Annotated in this window: 15 protein-coding genes; 12 read left to right on the top strand and 3 right to left on the bottom strand. The window is 73.4% G+C overall.

Annotation, left to right across the window (positions count from 1 at the left end):
• Position 1 precedes the first annotated feature (1 nt).
• Positions 2 to 1,003: an urea transporter gene (locus CG736_RS08695; RefSeq protein ID WP_100585563.1), complete on the bottom strand. Its 1,002-nt coding sequence runs from the start codon at positions 1,001 to 1,003 to the stop codon at positions 2 to 4.
• Positions 1,004 to 1,162: 159 nt separating this feature from the next.
• On the opposite strand from CG736_RS08695, the gene CG736_RS08690 reads away from it, so the two are divergent.
• The 3 genes from CG736_RS08690 (at position 1,163) to CG736_RS36040 (ending at position 2,577) form a co-directional block, all read left to right on the top strand.
• On the top strand, positions 1,163 to 1,660 hold the full coding sequence (locus CG736_RS08690) for a CrcB family protein (protein WP_232733877.1): 498 nt from the start codon (positions 1,163 to 1,165) through the stop codon (positions 1,658 to 1,660).
• Positions 1,650 to 2,027 carry a fluoride efflux transporter CrcB gene (gene crcB, locus CG736_RS08685; protein WP_100585562.1) on the top strand — a complete coding sequence of 126 codons (378 nt, stop codon included), beginning with the start codon at positions 1,650 to 1,652 and terminating at the stop codon, positions 2,025 to 2,027. The genes CG736_RS08690 and crcB overlap by 11 nt, the downstream gene beginning before the upstream one ends.
• 349 nt (positions 2,028 to 2,376) lie before the next feature.
• Positions 2,377 to 2,577, top strand: a complete 201-nt coding sequence (locus tag CG736_RS36040; RefSeq protein ID WP_157815481.1) for a hypothetical protein — start codon at positions 2,377 to 2,379, stop codon at positions 2,575 to 2,577.
• Between the two features lie 54 nt (positions 2,578 to 2,631).
• Here CG736_RS36040 and CG736_RS08680 read toward each other — a convergent pair whose 3' ends face one another.
• Positions 2,632 to 4,629: a S9 family peptidase gene (locus tag CG736_RS08680; protein ID WP_232733876.1), complete on the bottom strand. Its 1,998-nt coding sequence runs from the start codon at positions 4,627 to 4,629 to the stop codon at positions 2,632 to 2,634.
• Positions 4,630 to 4,765: 136 nt separating this feature from the next.
• Here CG736_RS08680 and CG736_RS08675 point away from each other — a divergent pair, with 136 nt between their 5' ends.
• Positions 4,766 to 5,557, top strand: a complete 792-nt coding sequence (locus tag CG736_RS08675; protein WP_232733875.1) for a MerR family transcriptional regulator — start codon at positions 4,766 to 4,768, stop codon at positions 5,555 to 5,557.
• 6 nt (positions 5,558 to 5,563) lie between these two features.
• Complete coding sequence (locus tag CG736_RS08670) at positions 5,564 to 6,766, top strand: glycosyltransferase (RefSeq protein WP_100585559.1); 1,203 nt, start codon at positions 5,564 to 5,566, stop codon at positions 6,764 to 6,766.
• A 1,138-nt stretch (positions 6,767 to 7,904) separates the two neighbouring features.
• Here the strand turns inward: CG736_RS08670 and CG736_RS08655 are convergent.
• Complete coding sequence (locus CG736_RS08655) at positions 7,905 to 8,267, bottom strand: hypothetical protein (protein WP_100585557.1); 363 nt, start codon at positions 8,265 to 8,267, stop codon at positions 7,905 to 7,907.
• Positions 8,268 to 8,496: 229 nt separating this feature from the next.
• Here CG736_RS08655 and CG736_RS08650 point away from each other — a divergent pair, with 229 nt between their 5' ends.
• The 7 genes from CG736_RS08650 (at position 8,497) to CG736_RS08620 (ending at position 15,480) form a co-directional block, all read left to right on the top strand.
• Positions 8,497 to 8,928: a DoxX family protein gene (locus tag CG736_RS08650; RefSeq protein WP_100585556.1), complete on the top strand. Its 432-nt coding sequence runs from the start codon at positions 8,497 to 8,499 to the stop codon at positions 8,926 to 8,928.
• Between the two features lie 157 nt (positions 8,929 to 9,085).
• Positions 9,086 to 10,390 (top strand): globin domain-containing protein, encoded by a 1,305-nt coding sequence (locus CG736_RS08645; protein WP_198520403.1) that lies wholly within the window; start codon positions 9,086 to 9,088, stop codon positions 10,388 to 10,390.
• Between the two features lie 267 nt (positions 10,391 to 10,657).
• Entirely contained in the window at positions 10,658 to 11,083 is a 426-nt protein-coding gene (locus CG736_RS08640; protein ID WP_100585554.1) for a hypothetical protein, read from the top strand.
• 495 nt (positions 11,084 to 11,578) lie between these two features.
• A complete protein-coding gene (ctaD, locus tag CG736_RS08635) occupies positions 11,579 to 13,339 on the top strand; it encodes a cytochrome c oxidase subunit I (RefSeq protein ID WP_100585553.1) in 1,761 nt (586 codons plus the stop codon).
• A gap of 120 nt (positions 13,340 to 13,459) precedes the next feature.
• Complete coding sequence (locus tag CG736_RS36980) at positions 13,460 to 13,987, top strand: hypothetical protein (protein ID WP_189277565.1); 528 nt, start codon at positions 13,460 to 13,462, stop codon at positions 13,985 to 13,987.
• Between the two features lie 29 nt (positions 13,988 to 14,016).
• Entirely contained in the window at positions 14,017 to 14,739 is a 723-nt protein-coding gene (locus CG736_RS08625; protein ID WP_043907850.1) for a sigma 54 modulation/S30EA ribosomal C-terminal domain-containing protein, read from the top strand.
• Between the two features lie 78 nt (positions 14,740 to 14,817).
• Entirely contained in the window at positions 14,818 to 15,480 is a 663-nt protein-coding gene (locus tag CG736_RS08620) for a hypothetical protein (protein WP_232733874.1), read from the top strand.
• The last annotated feature ends 403 nt before the right edge of the window (positions 15,481 to 15,883 follow it).

Here is a 15,883-nt window from a genome sequence, read left to right as displayed (position 1 = left end):
GTCAGCCGGCCTCGGCATGCCGGAGTCTGGGCAGCAGGGGGACGGCAGCCATCAGCATCCAGGTGGTGAGGATGAACGGCCACGTGAAGGTGTGGCCGTGGAAGGGCTTGAAGAGCGTGGTGATGGCTGCGGTCAGCCCGGTGGACACGCCCGCGCCGAATGCGGCGTAGCAGGCGTTCCAGACCGTGCCGGCGAGGAACACCGCGCCGACGGCGATGCCGACCAGGACGGCGTTGTAGCCGTAGATGCCCTCGCGGATCAGCTCGGTCGGGGCGCCGAGCGCCCAGGCCGAGACGATGCCCACCACGCTGCCCAGGACAGCGGCGAGCAGCACCCGCATCCCCGCGAACGCCAGGCCCACCAGCATGATCAGCCCGACGTACCAGCTGTCCACCAGGAAGATCTGCGAGACGTTGGAGAAGAACGCGCGCCACAGGTCCGACCAGGCGATTCCGGTGTCGCCCATGGTGGGGTTGGCGACCGGCGAGGGGGCGCCGTGCCAGATCCGCGCGAAGGAGGGCGCGCCGTGCACCATCACGCCGGAGACGATGCAGAACGGCGAGGTCAGCGCAGTAAGGCCGTAGGGCTTCATGAAGTGGGTGACCGTCGCCGTGAGGACGGTGCAGATCACGCAGGCGGCCACCGTGAGCAGGTAGGTCGAGAGGTGGTTGCCGAGGAAGACCACCATGGCGATGCCGGTGAGACAACCTGAATAGCCCTGCAGACCCTGGGCGATGGAGCCGCGGTCGACGGCGAGCAGGTAGGCCGTGGCGGTGGAGATCAGGGTGCCCAGGGTGGCGAACAGACCGACCTTCCAGCCCGCGGCCCACAGGGCGGCCAGGATGAACGCACCGGTGAGCAGCTGCGGCTGCAGATCGACCTGGCCGACGCCGCGCAGCGAGGCGACCAGGTACGCCAACGGCTCCCGGTCCCAGATCCGGCGAGTGTCCTGCGCTGCGCCGGCGGCGTCACCCTGTGTCACGATTTCCCCTGAATGTCCCATCCACGCCGAACATTGTGAAATACGTTGATCTGCAATGTTTCTGTCCGGCAGTCATGTCTAACCGACCCGGACGGTCACCCGCATGCGGTGGCGGACGGTGACCGACGGTTTTCGCCTGATCAGCCCACGTTCGGGTTCCGATGGAAGGAACGCGCTCCCGTGACCAACCCCTACTTCGACCTGAAGGACCGTCCGCTCCGCCCGCCCGGCCACGCCCACTCCGAGCACGCGCCCGGCCGCCAGCTGCCGATCGTCCTCGCGGTGGCCGCCGGCGGCGGTCTCGGCGCCGTCGCCCGCTACGCGGTGGAGCGCGCCTGGGTGACGTCCGGCACCGCCTTCCCCTGGCCGATCCTGACCGTCAACGCGGTGGGCTGCACCGTGATGGGCGCGCTGATGACGGTGCTGACCGCCCGCTTCCCGCAGGCCAAGAAGCTGGCCGGCGCCCTGCTGGGCACCGGGTTCCTCGGCGGCTTCACCACCTTCTCGCACTACGAGAACGGCGTCCGGGAGCTGTTCCACGCCCACGCCCCCGGCACGGCCGTCGCCTACCTGCTGCTGACGGTGGTCGCGGCGCTGGCCGGCGTCACGCTCGGGGTGTTCGCGGCCCGCGCCGTCGTGGGCACCCCCGCGCACCAGGAGGCGTCCCGTGGTCACTGACTGGCTGCTCGTCCTGGCCGGCGGCATGCTCGGCGCGCCCACCCGCTACCTGACCGGGGTCGCCGTCAAATCCCGGGTGCACAGCCCGTTCCCGTTCGGAACGCTGACTGCCAACGCAGCCGCCTGCCTGATCCTCGGTTTCCTCTCCGAGGCGGTCCTGCGCGACCGGCTCGGCCCCGACCCCGAACTGTTGCTGGCCACCGGCTTCTGCGGCGCCCTGTCCACCTGGTCCACCTTCTCCTACGAGGTGTTCACCCTCACCTCCACCCGCCGGGTCGCGATCGCCGCCCTCTACGTGGTGGTCGCCGTGGCACTCGGCCTCGGCCTGTCCTTCACGGGCGCAGCCATCGCCGGCGGCATCTGGTGAACCTGCCGGGCGCGCCGAGGGTTCGCTGACGGGCCACCACCCCGAACACGGTGGGGTCCGCACGCGCAGCGGGCGGCCGCCGCGTGCCCCCGGGCGCGGGTGGGCCGCTCCGAACAATGGGACATGCCGTGTGCAGGGCCGGTGGTGAGAGGGGAAGGCCCGAGTCCCGGAGACAGCGCCCACTGGAGGGCGACGGAACGGCGGGCCGCCCCCGAACTTCCCACCCCGAGAGCCGAGTTGATCCCAGCCGAGACTCCACCACCGGGCCGTAGCCCTTCGGCAGGCCCGGCCGGCACCGCACCGCCCGACCCGGTGCGCACACTGTTCCGCGCAACCCCTTGGGCCTGGCATGACCGACCGCCAAATCGCATGCCTCGCAGCTCGGTTGGAAGGAGAGGGCATCCCCGGCGGCTCGGTCGCCATCTCCGACGTCGACGGCTACCCAGCCTGCGGCACCAGCGGGCCCGTTCCGATCCGCTTCGGCCCCGTCGACCCCTGGGTCACGGCCGGTCCGAACGCCACCGTCGGCGCCACCATGACGTTCGGGTAGGGCGCTTGTCGCATCGTGGTCCGGGTCGAAAACTCGATCCGGGGCGTCCCTCGGTCACGCCCCGGCGCGGGCTCGCAGCAGGCGGTCGTACCAGGCGCGGATGCGCCGGAGGGCGTCGAGCTGGTGGGCGCGTTCCTCCAGCCCGTGGCCCTCGCGGGGGTAGACGACGAACTCGTGCTCGACGTCGAAGTGGCGCAGGGCGCGATGGAAGTGGATCGCCTGGCCGAGCGGGACGTTGGTGTCCTGCTCGCCGTGCAGGATCAGCACCGGGGTGCGGATCCGGGCCGCGTGGGAGAGGGGGCTGTTCCGGTCGTGGAGGTGCGGCCCCGGGCCGTCCCATCCGTTGCTGCCGCCGAGCGCCGCGTCGAGGATCCCCCAGTCGCCCGTCCCGGCCTGCGCGCCCCAGTCGCTGATGCCGGCGCCCATCATGGCGGCCTTGAACCGGTCCGTCCGTCCGATCGCCCAGGCCGCGAGGAAGCCGCCGTGGCTCCAGCCGCCGATGCCCAGCCGCTCGGGGTCGGCGACGCCCTGCGCCACCAGTAGGTCGATGAAGCCGAGGATGTCGGTCCACTCGTCGCCGCCGACCGCGCCCGCGGCCGTGGCGGCGAACTCGTGGCCGTGTCCCGAGCCGCCCCGGGGGTTGGGCAGGAGGACCGCATACCCGGCGGCCGCCAGCCACTGGCCGCAGTCGACCGCGTTGAGGGCGAATTCGTCGGCGTACCGGGAGTAGGGACCGCCGTGGACCAGGGTGACGAGCGGGAACGGGCCGTCGTCCCGGGCCCGGCCGACCGGCAGGATCAGCAGGCCGTCCAACTGGAGCCCGTCGGCGGCCCGGTGCCTCAGGCGTTCCTGAACTCCCCAGCGAATCCCCCGCAGTTCGGGTGCGGTGTCGCCGATCCGGGCCAGCGGTCCGCCGACGGGTCCGGCGTGGACGTCCTTGGGCTCGTACGCCGTGCTCGCCAGCAGGGCGACGGTGTCCCCGGAGCGGCTCGCGGTGAGCCCGGCGAGCAGGCCGGGGGCCTTGGACAGCTGCTGGAACCGCAGCGTCTCCGGGTCGAGCCGGTACAGCGCGGTGTCCAGTCCGTCGGCGAACAGCGCGAGCGGGGGCCCGTCCGCGACCTGCACCAGCTCGGTCGGGCAGACGGACATGCCGGCGGTGAGGTTGCGGTGTTCGACGGCCGGGCCGGTCGTCGGCGGGACGGTGTCGACCACGGCGAGCCCGCCGATCACCTGCCCGGGGGTCACTGCCAGATGGGCCAGGTGCCAGCCGCCGTCGCGCTTCCACCAGACCGGGGACTGCGCCTCGGCCCCGACCGGACCCAGGTCGTGGACGGCCCCCGAGCCCGAGTCGACCACGTGCAGTTCCGCCGTCATGACGCCGTGGCCGAGCTCGGGGGTGGACCAGCTCAGCACCGCCAGCGGACCGCCGTCCGGACGCTGGGTCACCTCGACCACATGCCGGTCGCCGAGACCGTCCACGGTGCGGACCACGCCGCTCGTCAGGTCGAGCAGGCGCAGCCGGGTGGGCGGCAGGTGCCGGCCCCAGACCTTGGCGTCGTCGCGCTCGGCCTCCCGCCGTTCGTCCTCGGCGGTGGGTTCGTCCGCGGCGAGCAGGGCGACGGTGCGGCCGTCGAGGAGCGGACAGTGGTCGACGATCCCGCCGCGCCGGCCGGTCAGGGTCTCGGCCGTGTCCTCGCCGCCGTCCAGGCGGATCCGCCGGAGCTGCGCGCCGCCCGCCTCCTCGCGGTCGGAGGTGAAGAACAGAGCCGCCGAGTCCGGCGCCCACTTCGGCGCGAGCTCGCGGGCCGCGCCGTCGGTCAGCCTGCGCGGAGCGGCGCTGCCGTCGACGGCGGCGACCAGGACGGTCCCGGACGGCCGCCCGCCCGCACCCCCGTACGCGACCACGCCGTAGGCGACCAGTCGGCCGTCCGGCGAGACGGCCGGCGTCACGGCGGCAGCGATGTCCACCACCAGCTCGGCGGTCAGCGGGTCGGTCGGCTCGGGGTGCGGCATGCGGGCGGCCTCTCGCTCGTCGGTACGGCAGGCAGACATCCTGACGCACCATCAGGCGACCGTCAGCCGGATTTCGGCGAACGGGCGGCCCGCGATCCCGCGCGGCGGCCGGTCCCGGGTTGACCCTCTCCTGGCGTCAGGGTTCAGCATGGGGGCGTTCGAAGGGAGAACGGGCGTGGCCGAGCAGGGTGCGAGCTTTTCGGTGGGGCAGGTGGCGGGGTTCGCCGGGGTGACGGTGCGGACGTTGCACTACTACGACCGGGAGGGGTTGCTGTCGCCGAGCGAGCGAAGTGCGGCGGGGTACCGGCTGTACAACGACCGGGATTTGGCGCGGCTCCAACAGATCCTCTTCTACCGGGAGTTGGGGTTTCCGATCGAGGAGATCCGGGGCATCCTCGCCGACCCGCGGGCGACCGCGCTGAGCCACCTGAAGGAACGGCACCGCCAACTCAACGAGCAGATCGCCACCTTGCAGAAACTGGTGGAGGTCGCCGAGCAGGCCATCGAGGTGGAGCGGACCGGTGTGCAGCTCTCGCCGGAGGAGCGGTTCGACATCTTCGGCGAGGTCCGCTGGGATCTGAGCTACGCGACGGACGCGCAGCTGAAGTGGGCGGACAGTCCACGGCAGCGGGAGTCGATGGAGCGGGCGGCCCGGCACAGCAAGGCGGACTGGCGGCAGCTGATGGCCGAATCGACGGCGTGGCGGCGGGAGTTGATCGTCGCGTTCGAGGACGGCCAACCGGCCGACGGTGAGCGGGCGATGGACCTGGCGGAGCAGCACCGGGCGCATGTGGAGCGGTGGTTCACGCCGTGTCCGCCGGAGGCGCACCGGTTGATCGCGGCGGACTATCTGACCGATCCGCGGGCGTTCGCGATGCTCGTGCCGCCGTCCGAGCAGCTGCCCGGGCTGGCCCGGTTCCTGCATGCCGCGATCGAGGCCAACGCCTCTCGCACGATGGAGGGTTGAGAAGAGATGCGGATTCTGGTCACGGCGGCGGGCTCGCACGGCGACGTCGCACCGTACACGGGGCTCGGCGTTCGGCTGGCCGAGGCGGGGCACGAAGTCGCGCTGGCGACGCACGGCAGCTACGCGGAGACGGTGGAGCGGTGCGGGCTGGAGTTCCGGCCGCTGCCCGGCGACCCGCAGGGCGGCGGGAAGGGCGGGATGCTGCGCCGGGCGAAGGAGTTCGTCGGGGAGCTGGGGCAGGGGATCGCGCAGGCGGCCGAGCCGGGGGCGGACGTGCTGCTGCTGTCCACCTCGACGGCGCCGCTGGGGTGGCACGTGGCGGAGGCGCTGCGGACGGCCAGTGCGGGGGTGTATCTCCAACCGGTGGAGCCCACCGGGGAGTTCGGGCCGGTGGTGGGCGGCGCCAGGTCGCTCGGCCGGTGGGGGAACCGGGCGGCGGGGCGGGCCGCGCTGGGGGTCGTCGACCGCCTGCACCGGGACGCCGTGGCGCAGTTGCGGGCCCGGCTCGACCTGCCGCCGCTCTCCGGGCCGGCGATGCGCCGCAGGCTGCTCGGCGAGCAGTGGCCGGCCCTGCATGGCTTCAGCCCAGCGCTGGTGCGCCGACCGACGGACTGGCGGCCGGGGTTGGCGGTGGTGGGCAACTGGTGGCCGGTCGGGTCGGGCGAACTCCCGGACCAGGTCGAGGAGTTCCTCGCGGCCGGCCCGGCGCCGGTGTTCATCGGCTTCGGCAGCATGGGCGCGGGCCAGGGCGAACGCCTGGGCCGCCTCGCGGTGGCGGCGCTGCGCGCGGCCGGGCAGCGGGGGATCCTCCAGGCCGGCTGGGCGGGACTGACTGCGGAAGCGGAGGACGTCCTGACGGTGGGGCAGCTCGACCACGCCGCCCTGTTCCCGCGCGTGGCGACCGTCGTCCACCACGCGGGCGCGGGAACGACGGCGGCGACGCTCCGCGCGGGAGCGCCGTCCGTTCCCGTCCCGGTGACGGCCGATCAGCCGTTCTGGGCGCGGCGGTTGACGGCGATCGGGGCGGCGGTGGCGCCGATCCCGTTCCGCGACCTCACGGCGGAGCGCCTGGCGTCGGCGATCCGACAGGCCGTCACCGACCCGTCCCACCGGGAGTGCGCGGCCGCGGCCGCCGCCCGGATGGCGAAGGAGGACGGCGCGGGCCGCGTGGTGGACCTGGTCGCCCGACTGGGGCGGGACGATTTGTAGCTTCAACCGGTCGTTCCCGGAACGGGGTTGGCAGGCCGGCGCGGGTGGCGGCCCGGTCGTGGAAGGGGGCAGCCGACGGGGTCGGCATGGGTGCAGTCCAGGGCGCCCTGCACCAGGTCGAGGCAGGCCTCAACCTGTTCGAGGCGTCGGCGGATGCGGTCGGCGTGCTCTGCGAGGCGCTCGCGCCGGCCGGTCGGATCGGTGGTGTCGACGAGGGGGCGAGGCCGGTCTCCTTCGCAGTGAGGGCGGCGGCGACCCTGACCAGGTGCGCGGCGTCGTACCGGCGGTGTGTCCGGCCGCGTCCCGGTCCGGTTCGAGCAGGCCCGTGGCCTCCCGGTGCCGCAGCACGTGGGTGGCCAGTCCGAAACGGGCGGCGACATCAGCGACCGGGAGGGTCGCGCCGCTTGATTTCAAGCCAACGCGAAGGCACAGGCCGGCAGTTGTGACCATCGAAACCGGGCCCGACGCGGCCTCCCCGGAATCCACCCGCCTGCTCGACGCGGTCGACTCAACCTCGGAGTCGGCCGCACTCCGCGCCCGCTCCTTCGACCTGTTCGCCGTGGGCCCGGGCACCCGCCTGGTCGACGCGGGCTGCGGAGGCGACCTGGCGGAGGCCGGGCGCCGAGGCGGTCGGCGTCGACGCCGCTCCGTAGATGGTCGCGGCGGCCCAACAGCGGCGGCCCGAAGGGACATTCACCGACGGGGACGCCTGCGCCCTGCCGTTCGCGGACGGGTCACTGACGGCCCACCGGGCCGACACGGTCTACCACGAGCTCCCGGACCCGGCGTCGGCCGCGGCCGAGGCGCATTGTGCTGCTCGGTCAGGACTGGGACGCGCTGATCGTCGACGTGGACGACGCCGAGCTCACCCGCACCCCGGTCCGGGCCCGCGCGGCCCTGATCCCCCGCTCTCGGGTGGCCCGCCGAAGTCGCAATCTCCTGCTGGACACGGGCTTCCGCGAGGTGCGGGTCGAGTTCCGCACAGCGGTGTTCGCCGACGGCGCGGCCCTCCGAGTGCTGACGGGCTCGGCCGCTGCCCTCCCCCAGGCCGACCCCGGGACCGGCACCGCCCTCGGACGCCGGCCGGCCGAGCAGCGCCGCCGCGCTGCCGTGCCGTCGCACCGCCACAGGGCAAGGCTCAGGCGTCGGAGTAGCTCAGGTCGCCGACCGACCAGGCGCTGATGTCTCCGATGGCGATGCGGTACATGCCGCCGGTGTGCGGGAGGCCGAAGTCGCCCTGGAGGATCCTCGCCCGGTGCAGGTGGAGGTGGGTGGGGCGGGCCGGGGGGCCGGCGGTGGGCTGGGCGAAGAGGGCGGCGAAGGGCTTCAGGTGGTCGGAGGCCTGGAGGACGTCGGCCACGCGTTCCCACCACAGGGACACCGGGGCCAGCCGGCCGGTGATCACGGCGCCGGGGACGACCACCGTGAGGGACATCTGGTTGCTGTGCTCGGACTCGACCATCGCGGCGATGTCCACGAGCAACCCATCGGGGTTCGACATGCTGCCCAGCGTAGGACACACCCTCGCGGCCGCCGACCTTCCCGGGCCGCGCAGGGCGCCCGCACTCATAGGAATCTCATAGCTGGGGGCGCTTGGCCGCCACCCTGACCCACCGTCAGAATTGTCGCCACTTCGTCAAATCGGGGGCGGGTTCCGACCCGCTCCCCTCTCCGGTGGGCTCCCTGCAGCCGGTCGTCAACCGTCTCGCCCCCACACGAGGAGTTCACACATGTTCGAAGAGTTGTCGCGGCTCGCCGATCGGGCCCGCCCCACGGTGCTCGGCCTGGCCCGGATCGTCGTGTCGCTGCTGTTCGCCTGCCACGGCGCGGCCACCCTGTTCGGGGTGCTCGGCGGCCCGCACGGCAAGGCCCCGCAGGTCGGGGAATGGCCGGGCTGGTGGGCAGCACTGATTCAACTGGCTGGCGGCATCATGGTGTTGGCGGGCGTCGCGGTCCGCCCGGCGGCGCTGCTGTGCTCGGGTTCGATGGCGTACGCGTACTTCAGCGTGCACCAGGAGCACGCCCTGTGGCCGATCCAGAACGGCGGCGAGTCGGCCGCGATGTTCTGCTGGGCGTTCCTGCTGATCGCCGTCGTCGGACCGGGCGGGTTGGCGCTGGGCTCCCTGCTCCGTCGCCGCGTCCCGGCCGTCGCCACCGCCTGAGAACCTCGCGCCGCGGGCCCGTCGGACGCCTCCCCCGAGGCCGCCGACGGGCCTGCGGCAATGTGCATCGCACCAGGTCAAGGGCCGAACGTCCCTCCTTCGGGCGGCCGAACAGTCCATGATCAACTCGCCTTCGCGGGTGGTTAACCTGACGTTCATGGAGTACATCAGCAGCGGCGCCACGCGCCCGCGCACCGCCACCCCCACCACCGCCGGCTCCTACGACGAGGACGCGTTCAGCCCGGAGTACGATCGACTGCTCGCCCGCCACCACGCGATGCGATTGCGCCGCAGCATCCTGGCCCCGACCGGCCGGTCGTCCGCCCCGAAGGGGCCCGCGGTGGAGCCACCGGAACCCGGCGACCGGGACTTGATCCTCCGTCACCTCGCGCCGCTGCTTCCGTTCGACGCACTGATCGAGGTGCTGTACGACGCGATGTTCGTCCGGCGGCCGTACCTGCGGCGGCTGTTCCCGGAGTCGATGGAGTTCCAGCGCCAGCACCTGGCGCACATGTTCCAGCACCTGATCGACCACCTCGACCGGCCGGTCGAACTCGACGCCCGGCTGCGGGCGTTGGGCGCCGACCACCGCAAGCTCGGGGTCTGGCCCGCGCACTACGAGGCGTTCGAGGAGTCGCTGATCAGCGCGCTGCGGGTGCGCGGCGGGCAGCTGTGGACCGGGCAGGTCGAGGCGGCCTGGATCCGGATGCTGCGGTTCGCGGTGGCGGCGATGGTCGCGGGCGCGGAGGGCGCGGCCACCGAGCCGCCGTTCTGGCACGGCGAGGTGGTCGGGCACGAGCGGCGGCGCCCGGACCTGGCGGTGCTGCGGGTGCGCACCGGCGAGCCGTACCCGTACCGGGCGGGCCAGTACGCGGCGCTGGAGTCGCCGCTGCTGCCGCACACCTGGCGGACGTACTCGGTGGCGTGCGCGCCGCGCGAGGACCGGGTGCTGGAGTTCCACGTCCGCCGGACCTCGCCCGGCGGGGTGAGCGCGGCACTGGTGGAGGGCACGGGCGTCGGCGACCAGATCCGGGTCGGGCCGCCGCGCGGCTCGCTCTCGCTGGACCTCGACGGCTCGGACGTCCACCGCGATCTGCTGCTGGTCGGCGGCGGAACGGGCCTGGCTCCGATGAAGGCGCTGGTGGAGGAGTTCGCGGCGGCGCACCGGGCCCGCGGCCGGCGGGTGCGGCTGGTGGTCGCGGCGCGCGGCCGGGACGACCTGTACGACTGGCCGGCGCTGGTCGAACTGGCCGCCAACCGTTCCTGGTTGGAGCTGACCCCGATGCTCGGACCGGACCTGGAGGGCCTGGCGGCGCTGCTCCGCGGTCACCAGAGCGTGCCGGGGCTGGCGCTGCTCAGCGGCCCGTCCGGGATGGTCGCCGGGGCCCGTTCGCTACTGCTGGACGCGGGTGTGCCGGACCACCGGATCCGCTACGACGGGTCGACCGGCGTCTCGCGGTAGCCCCCGACCGCTGCGGCAACCGTCCGGTTCGGCCGCCCGTTTCCGGCGGCCGTTTCCGGCGGCCGGACCGCAGTAGGCCGCGGTGGGCCGCGGTCCGGTCGCAGTGGGGCCGCCGTCAGGCCCCGGCGAACGGGGCCGTTCGGCCCTTCCCCCGCCGTTTCCGGCTTGGGGACAGTGACACCCAGGTCAACAGGTCAGCGTTGGCTGTGTCCGGTCCGCACGCGGCGGGCCGGTCGGTTGGGCGCGCGCGCCCGGAGAGGCCGAGCAATGGAATCCGACGAGGTCATGCTGGCTGTCCGGCTCACCACCGCCGACCGGACGCTGCTACGGCGGCTGGCGCACGGACACCGCGGCGACGTGTCCGAGGTGGTGGCGGACGCCCTGCTGGACGTCCTGCCCGCCGTCCTCACCGGCGGCACTCCCCAACTCGCCGACGAGCTGCGGCGGTTCGCGCCCTGCGCGGTGACGGTGTGGCTGCCGCCGGAGCTCGCCGAGCTGCTGCCGGCGCTGGTCGACCGGATGACCGACCTGAGCGGCGTCCGCCCGGCCTCCCCGTGCGCGGCACTGGGCGCGGCGGTCCGACTCTGGCTGCGCCAGGACCCGGCGCTGCTGATGGCGGGCCTGCGCACGCTGCACGGCGCGGACGCCCGCAGCCACCACCTGCACCACGTCGCGCACCGCGCCGCGGCCTGACGCGCCGCGGCCTGACGCCCCGTCCGGACGCCTGACGCCCCGTCCGCGCGAGGCGCCGGGCCGGGCCGCGTCCCTGCGCACCCGACGGGCGTCCCTGCGACGCCCGTTCGCGTTCCCGCGGCGCCGGGAGCCGTCCCGCCCGTTCCCCAGCGGCGTCCCCGCGAGCCGCGTTCGGGCCCTTCCGGCGTCCTGACCTGGTGGTCCGTCAGTCCCTCCCGCTCCCGGGCCGTTCGGCGCGGGAGGGCCTCCGGACCGGGGACGCCCGGCCGCCCGCGGCGGGACCATCGGCCCTGGGGTCGCGACCCGTCCGCGAACGAGCATGGATCGCCACCGCTCGGCGGGGGTGCTCCACTCCCCGGAAGCACCCCGTGGACCGGGTGGTCCGGCACTGCGCCGCCGCCCGCCCCCGGACGTCACCGGTCTCCTGTCATGGCAGGTGACGGTCCGTCGGGCGGTGGCGCCACCAGGTTCGGCAAGGACGAAGGAGGGCGGCCGATGGCTGCCATCGAGGCGAGTCGGGGGGCGGCCGAGGCCGCTCCACGACGCACACCGGGCAGCGCGATAGTGCGGATGCTCACCACAACCGATCACAAGACGATCGGCACGATGTATCTGGTCAGCGCATTCGCGTTCTTCCTGATCGGCGGCGTGCTGGCGTTGGTGATGCGGGCGGAGCTGGCCCGCCCGGGGACGCAGATCCTCTCCAACGAGCAGTTCAACCAGGCGTTCACCATGCACGGCTCGGTGATGCTGCTGCTGTTCGCGATGCCGCTGTTCACCGGCTTCGCGAACTGGATCATGCCGCTGCAGATCGGCGCGCCCGACGTGGCGTTCCCGCGGCTGAACATGCTGTCGTACTGGATGTTCATGTTCGGCTCGCTGATCGCGGCGGCCGGCTTCCTCACCCCGCAGGGCGCGGCCGACTTCGGCTGGTTCGCCTACGCGCCGCTGTCCGACGCCATCCACTCCCCCGGTGTCGGCGCCGACATGTGGATCATGGGTGTGGCGTTCAGCGGCTTCGGCAGCGTGCTCGGCGCGGTCAACTTCATCACCACGATCATCTGCATGCGCGCCCCGGGCATGACCATGTTCCGGATGTCGATCTTCGCCTGGAACGTGCTGCTGACCTCGCTGCTCGTGCTGATGGTGTTCCCGGTGCTGGCGGCCGCGCTGCTCGCCCTGGAGATGGACCGCAAGTTCGGATCCCACGTCTTCGACCCGATGAACGGCGGGCCGATGCTGTGGCAGCACCTGTTCTGGTTCTTCGGCCACCCCGAGGTGTACATCCTGGCGCTGCCGTTCTTCGGCATCGTCTCGGAGATCATCCCGGTGTTCAGCCGCAAGCCGATGTTCGGCTACTCCGGCCTGATCGCCGCGACCATCGCCATCGCCGGCCTCTCGGTGACGGTGTGGGCGCACCACATGTACGTGACCGGCCAGGTGTTGCTGCCGTTCTTCTCGTTCATGACCTTCCTGATCGCGGTCCCGACCGGTGTGAAGTTCTTCAACTGGGTCGGCACCATGTGGAAGGGCTCGTTGTCCTTCGAGACGCCGATGCTGTGGGCGACGGGCTTCCTGGTCACCTTCCTGTTCGGCGGCCTGACGGGCGTCCTGCTGGCCGCGCCGGTGCTGGACTTCCACGTCTCGGACTCGTACTTCGTGGTCGCGCACTTCCACTACACGCTGTTCGGCACCGTGGTGTACGCGATGTTCGCCGGCTTCCACTTCTGGTGGCCGAAGTTCACCGGCAAGATGCTGGACGAGCGCCTCGGCAAGATCACCTTCTGGACGCTGACCATCGGCTTCCACACCACCTTCCTGGTCCAGCACTGGCTCGGCGCCGAGGGCATGCCCCGCCGCTACGCCGACTACCTGGCCGCGGACGGCTTCACCACCCTCAACATGATCTCCACCATCGGCTCGTTCCTGCTCGGCCTGTCGATCCTGCCGTTCCTCTACAACGTCTGGAAGACCGCCAAGTACGCGCCGAAGGTCCAGGAGGACGACCCCTGGGGCTGGGGCCGTTCGCTGGAGTGGGCGACCTCCTGCCCGCCGCCGCGGCACAACTTCACCAAGCTGCCGAAGGTCCGCTCCGAGTCCCCGGCGTTCGACCTCCACCACCCGGAGATCGCCGCGCTGGACTACCTGGAGAACCACGGCAAGCCGGCGCCGCACCTCGGCGACGTCACCCCGGCCAAGCTCGACCTGCCGGAGCGCGAACGCCGTCGGCTCGCCGCGTCCTCGTCCGAGGACTGACCGGCCGGCCCACCCGCCCGTCGGCCCGGCCGACGGTTCATCGACCGCCGTCCCCGCCCCGCCCCCTCTCCCGGCCCGGGCGGGGCGGGGACGGCATCCCTCAGCCCTGGAGGACCCGCCATGGCCCACCCCGTCCTGGCCCTCGGCACCGCCGCACTCACCGCCGCCGGCAGCGCCTGGTACCTGCCCGCGCTGCTCGACCTGCGGGCCGGCGCCGACCGCCCGCGCGCCGTCCGGCTCGCCGCCACCGGCTGCCTGCTCTGGTGGAGCGGCCTGGCCGCCGCCGCGCTGCTGCTCACCACCCCGCTCAGCTGGCACGTTCCGCTCGGCGCGGCCCTCACCGGCGCGCTGTCGGGTGCGGCGCTGCGGGTCCTCGCCGCCTCCGAGCGGCGCGCCGACCGGCGCGAACAGGACCGCGCCTGGGGCCTGTCCCCGTACGAGCTGCCCACCGTCCGGGGCGTGCGGCCCTCCGCCGCCGCCGTCGGCTGGGTGACCGGCGGGCTGGCGGTCGCCGCCGCGACCGCCGCCGCCACCCTGCTGGCCGGAAACCCGGGGCCGACCGGCTCCGCGGTGGTGACCGTCGCCGGGTCCGTCGGACTGTGCCTGCTGATCCTGCTGGTCGCCCTGAACCGCACCCGCCCGCACTGACCCCGCTCTCCCCCGGAGGAAGCACAGCCATGGACGTCGCCGAGTCGATCACCCTGCACCCGGGCGGCCTGCCGGGCGAGGCGGCCGCTCTCGCCCGGACCCGGATCGCCGCGGTCACGCAGGACGCCTCCGCGTTGGTCGAAGCCGTCCGGATCCGCCTGGCCGGCGCGCCGGGACGGGTGCTCGCCCAGGTCAACGCCGAGGTCGACGGGCGCCGGGTCCGGGTCCAACTGGCCGCGCGCAACATCGGCGAGGCCGCCGACCGGCTCGCCGACGGGCTGGGCCGGCGCATCCGCGCCGTCTCCGCGAGCTGGCGGCCGCGGCCCTGGCCGTCCGCGGGCGACCGCGCGATCGGCGTGCCGACCACCGGCAGCGAACGCATCGTCCGGGTCAAGTCCGCGCCGCTGGTGTGGTGTTCGCCCGACGCGGCGGTCCGCACCCTGGACGCGATGGACTACGACATCCACCTGTTCACCGACCCGGCGACCGAGACCGACGCCGTCGTCCACCGGGTCGGCCCCACCGGCTACCGGCTGGCCCGCACCCGGCCCGCGGCGCCGCCGCAGCGACCCGCCACCCCGCTCACCCTCAGCCCGCACCCGGCCCCGCCCCTGACGGACCGCCAGGCCGCGGCCCGGCTCACCGCCGCCGAACTCCCCTACCTCTTCTTCGCCGACCCCGTCACCCACCGCGGCCGCCTGCTCTACCGCCGCCTGGACGGGGACCTCGCGCTGGTCGTCCCGGCCGGCTGAAAACCCCGGTGAGCGCCGCTCCGTCACCCGCTAGAGTCCGATCTGCCAACCACCACGGGGAGATCGATGCAGCAGCGGGTGACGGTTCAGCACATCCGGACGGGGCCGACCGAGTACCGGGTGATCCGGGCCGCCGACGGACCCGGACGGATCGCCCTGTACGACCGCCACTACTGCCTGGACATGTTCGCCGACCGCGACGGCCTGGCCCGGCTGACCGCCGTCTGGTCGCTGGCCACCCGCTCCGCGCACTCCCTGGTCCACCTGCCGCTGCGCGCCCAACCCGCCCCGGCCGGCTACCAGGACGCCCTCGCGGACGAGATCACGCCGGTCGCCCTGGACCTCCTGCTGGTCCACCACCGCCTCCAGTTCCGCCCCGCCGACTGGAAGTCCCTGCGCGCCCGCCTCGGCCCCGGCCGCCCCCACACCACCGCCACGCCGGACCCGGACTTCCCCGCCGAGTACCCCGAAGCCCGCCGTCACGGCCGGGGCGTCCACGACCACCTGCGCTTCGACCGCGCCGCCCGCACCCTGGTCGTCACCGGCAGCCCCGCCGCCTTCCGCTTCGAGGGCGTCGGCCTCCACACCCTCCTCACCGAGGCCCCCGCCGACCACCGCACCTGGCCCGCCGTCCACCACTGCACCGAACTCGACGCCGGCCCCTGGCGCAAGTACCCCACCCCGCACTCCCCCGTCGCCGGCCGCCTCCACGTCCAGTACTCCCCGGACTGGACACTCTGACCGGCGACCGTCAACTCCCTTCGGACAGCATGACGTTGACGCAATCGGGTGGCTTCGACTCGGCGGCCCCGGCCTCGTCGGAGACGTACGGTAGCGTCCCGGACAACTGCCTGCCGAAGCGGGCGCGCGATGAACCGAGGGGTGGGTTGGTGGCACCGCGACCGGGCGGCGAGGCCGACAAGTTCGGCATCCGCTACGAGGATGCGTGGACGGTCAGACACGCGCTGTACGTGCTGCTGGGCATCGGAACCTCGATCACTGTGGAGCCGGGGCCGCCCTCGGGCGACGGCATCGAGTTCGCCTACCGTGTCGACGGCGCGACCACCCAGGTCCACCAGGTCAAACGGCAGAACCGCAATGCGAACAGCTGGAACGTCGCCTCCCTCCGGGACAGGGAAGTCTG

The organism is Kitasatospora sp. CB02891 (assembly GCF_002803145.1).
Lineage (GTDB): Bacteria > Actinomycetota > Actinomycetes > Streptomycetales > Streptomycetaceae > Kitasatospora > Kitasatospora griseola.
The sequence above is the reverse complement of the archived record's forward strand: the minus strand, read 5'-3'. Positions and strand labels throughout refer to the sequence as shown.

Coding starts and splice junctions, on each gene's coding strand:
- CG736_RS08695 (WP_100585563.1), bottom strand. CDS start 1,003: ATGGGACATTCAGGGGAAATCGTGACACAGGGTGACGCCGCCGGCGCA.
- CG736_RS36040 (WP_157815481.1), top strand. CDS start 2,377: ATGACCGACCGCCAAATCGCATGCCTCGCAGCTCGGTTGGAAGGAGAG.
- CG736_RS08680 (WP_232733876.1), bottom strand. CDS start 4,629: ATGTCTGCCTGCCGTACCGACGAGCGAGAGGCCGCCCGCATGCCGCAC.
- CG736_RS08670 (WP_100585559.1), top strand. CDS start 5,564: ATGCGGATTCTGGTCACGGCGGCGGGCTCGCACGGCGACGTCGCACCG.
- CG736_RS08655 (WP_100585557.1), bottom strand. CDS start 8,267: ATGTCGAACCCCGATGGGTTGCTCGTGGACATCGCCGCGATGGTCGAG.
- CG736_RS08650 (WP_100585556.1), top strand. CDS start 8,497: ATGTTCGAAGAGTTGTCGCGGCTCGCCGATCGGGCCCGCCCCACGGTG.
- CG736_RS08645 (WP_198520403.1), top strand. CDS start 9,086: ATGGAGTACATCAGCAGCGGCGCCACGCGCCCGCGCACCGCCACCCCC.
- CG736_RS08640 (WP_100585554.1), top strand. CDS start 10,658: ATGGAATCCGACGAGGTCATGCTGGCTGTCCGGCTCACCACCGCCGAC.
- ctaD (WP_100585553.1), top strand. CDS start 11,579: ATGGCTGCCATCGAGGCGAGTCGGGGGGCGGCCGAGGCCGCTCCACGA.
- CG736_RS36980 (WP_189277565.1), top strand. CDS start 13,460: ATGGCCCACCCCGTCCTGGCCCTCGGCACCGCCGCACTCACCGCCGCC.
- CG736_RS08625 (WP_043907850.1), top strand. CDS start 14,017: ATGGACGTCGCCGAGTCGATCACCCTGCACCCGGGCGGCCTGCCGGGC.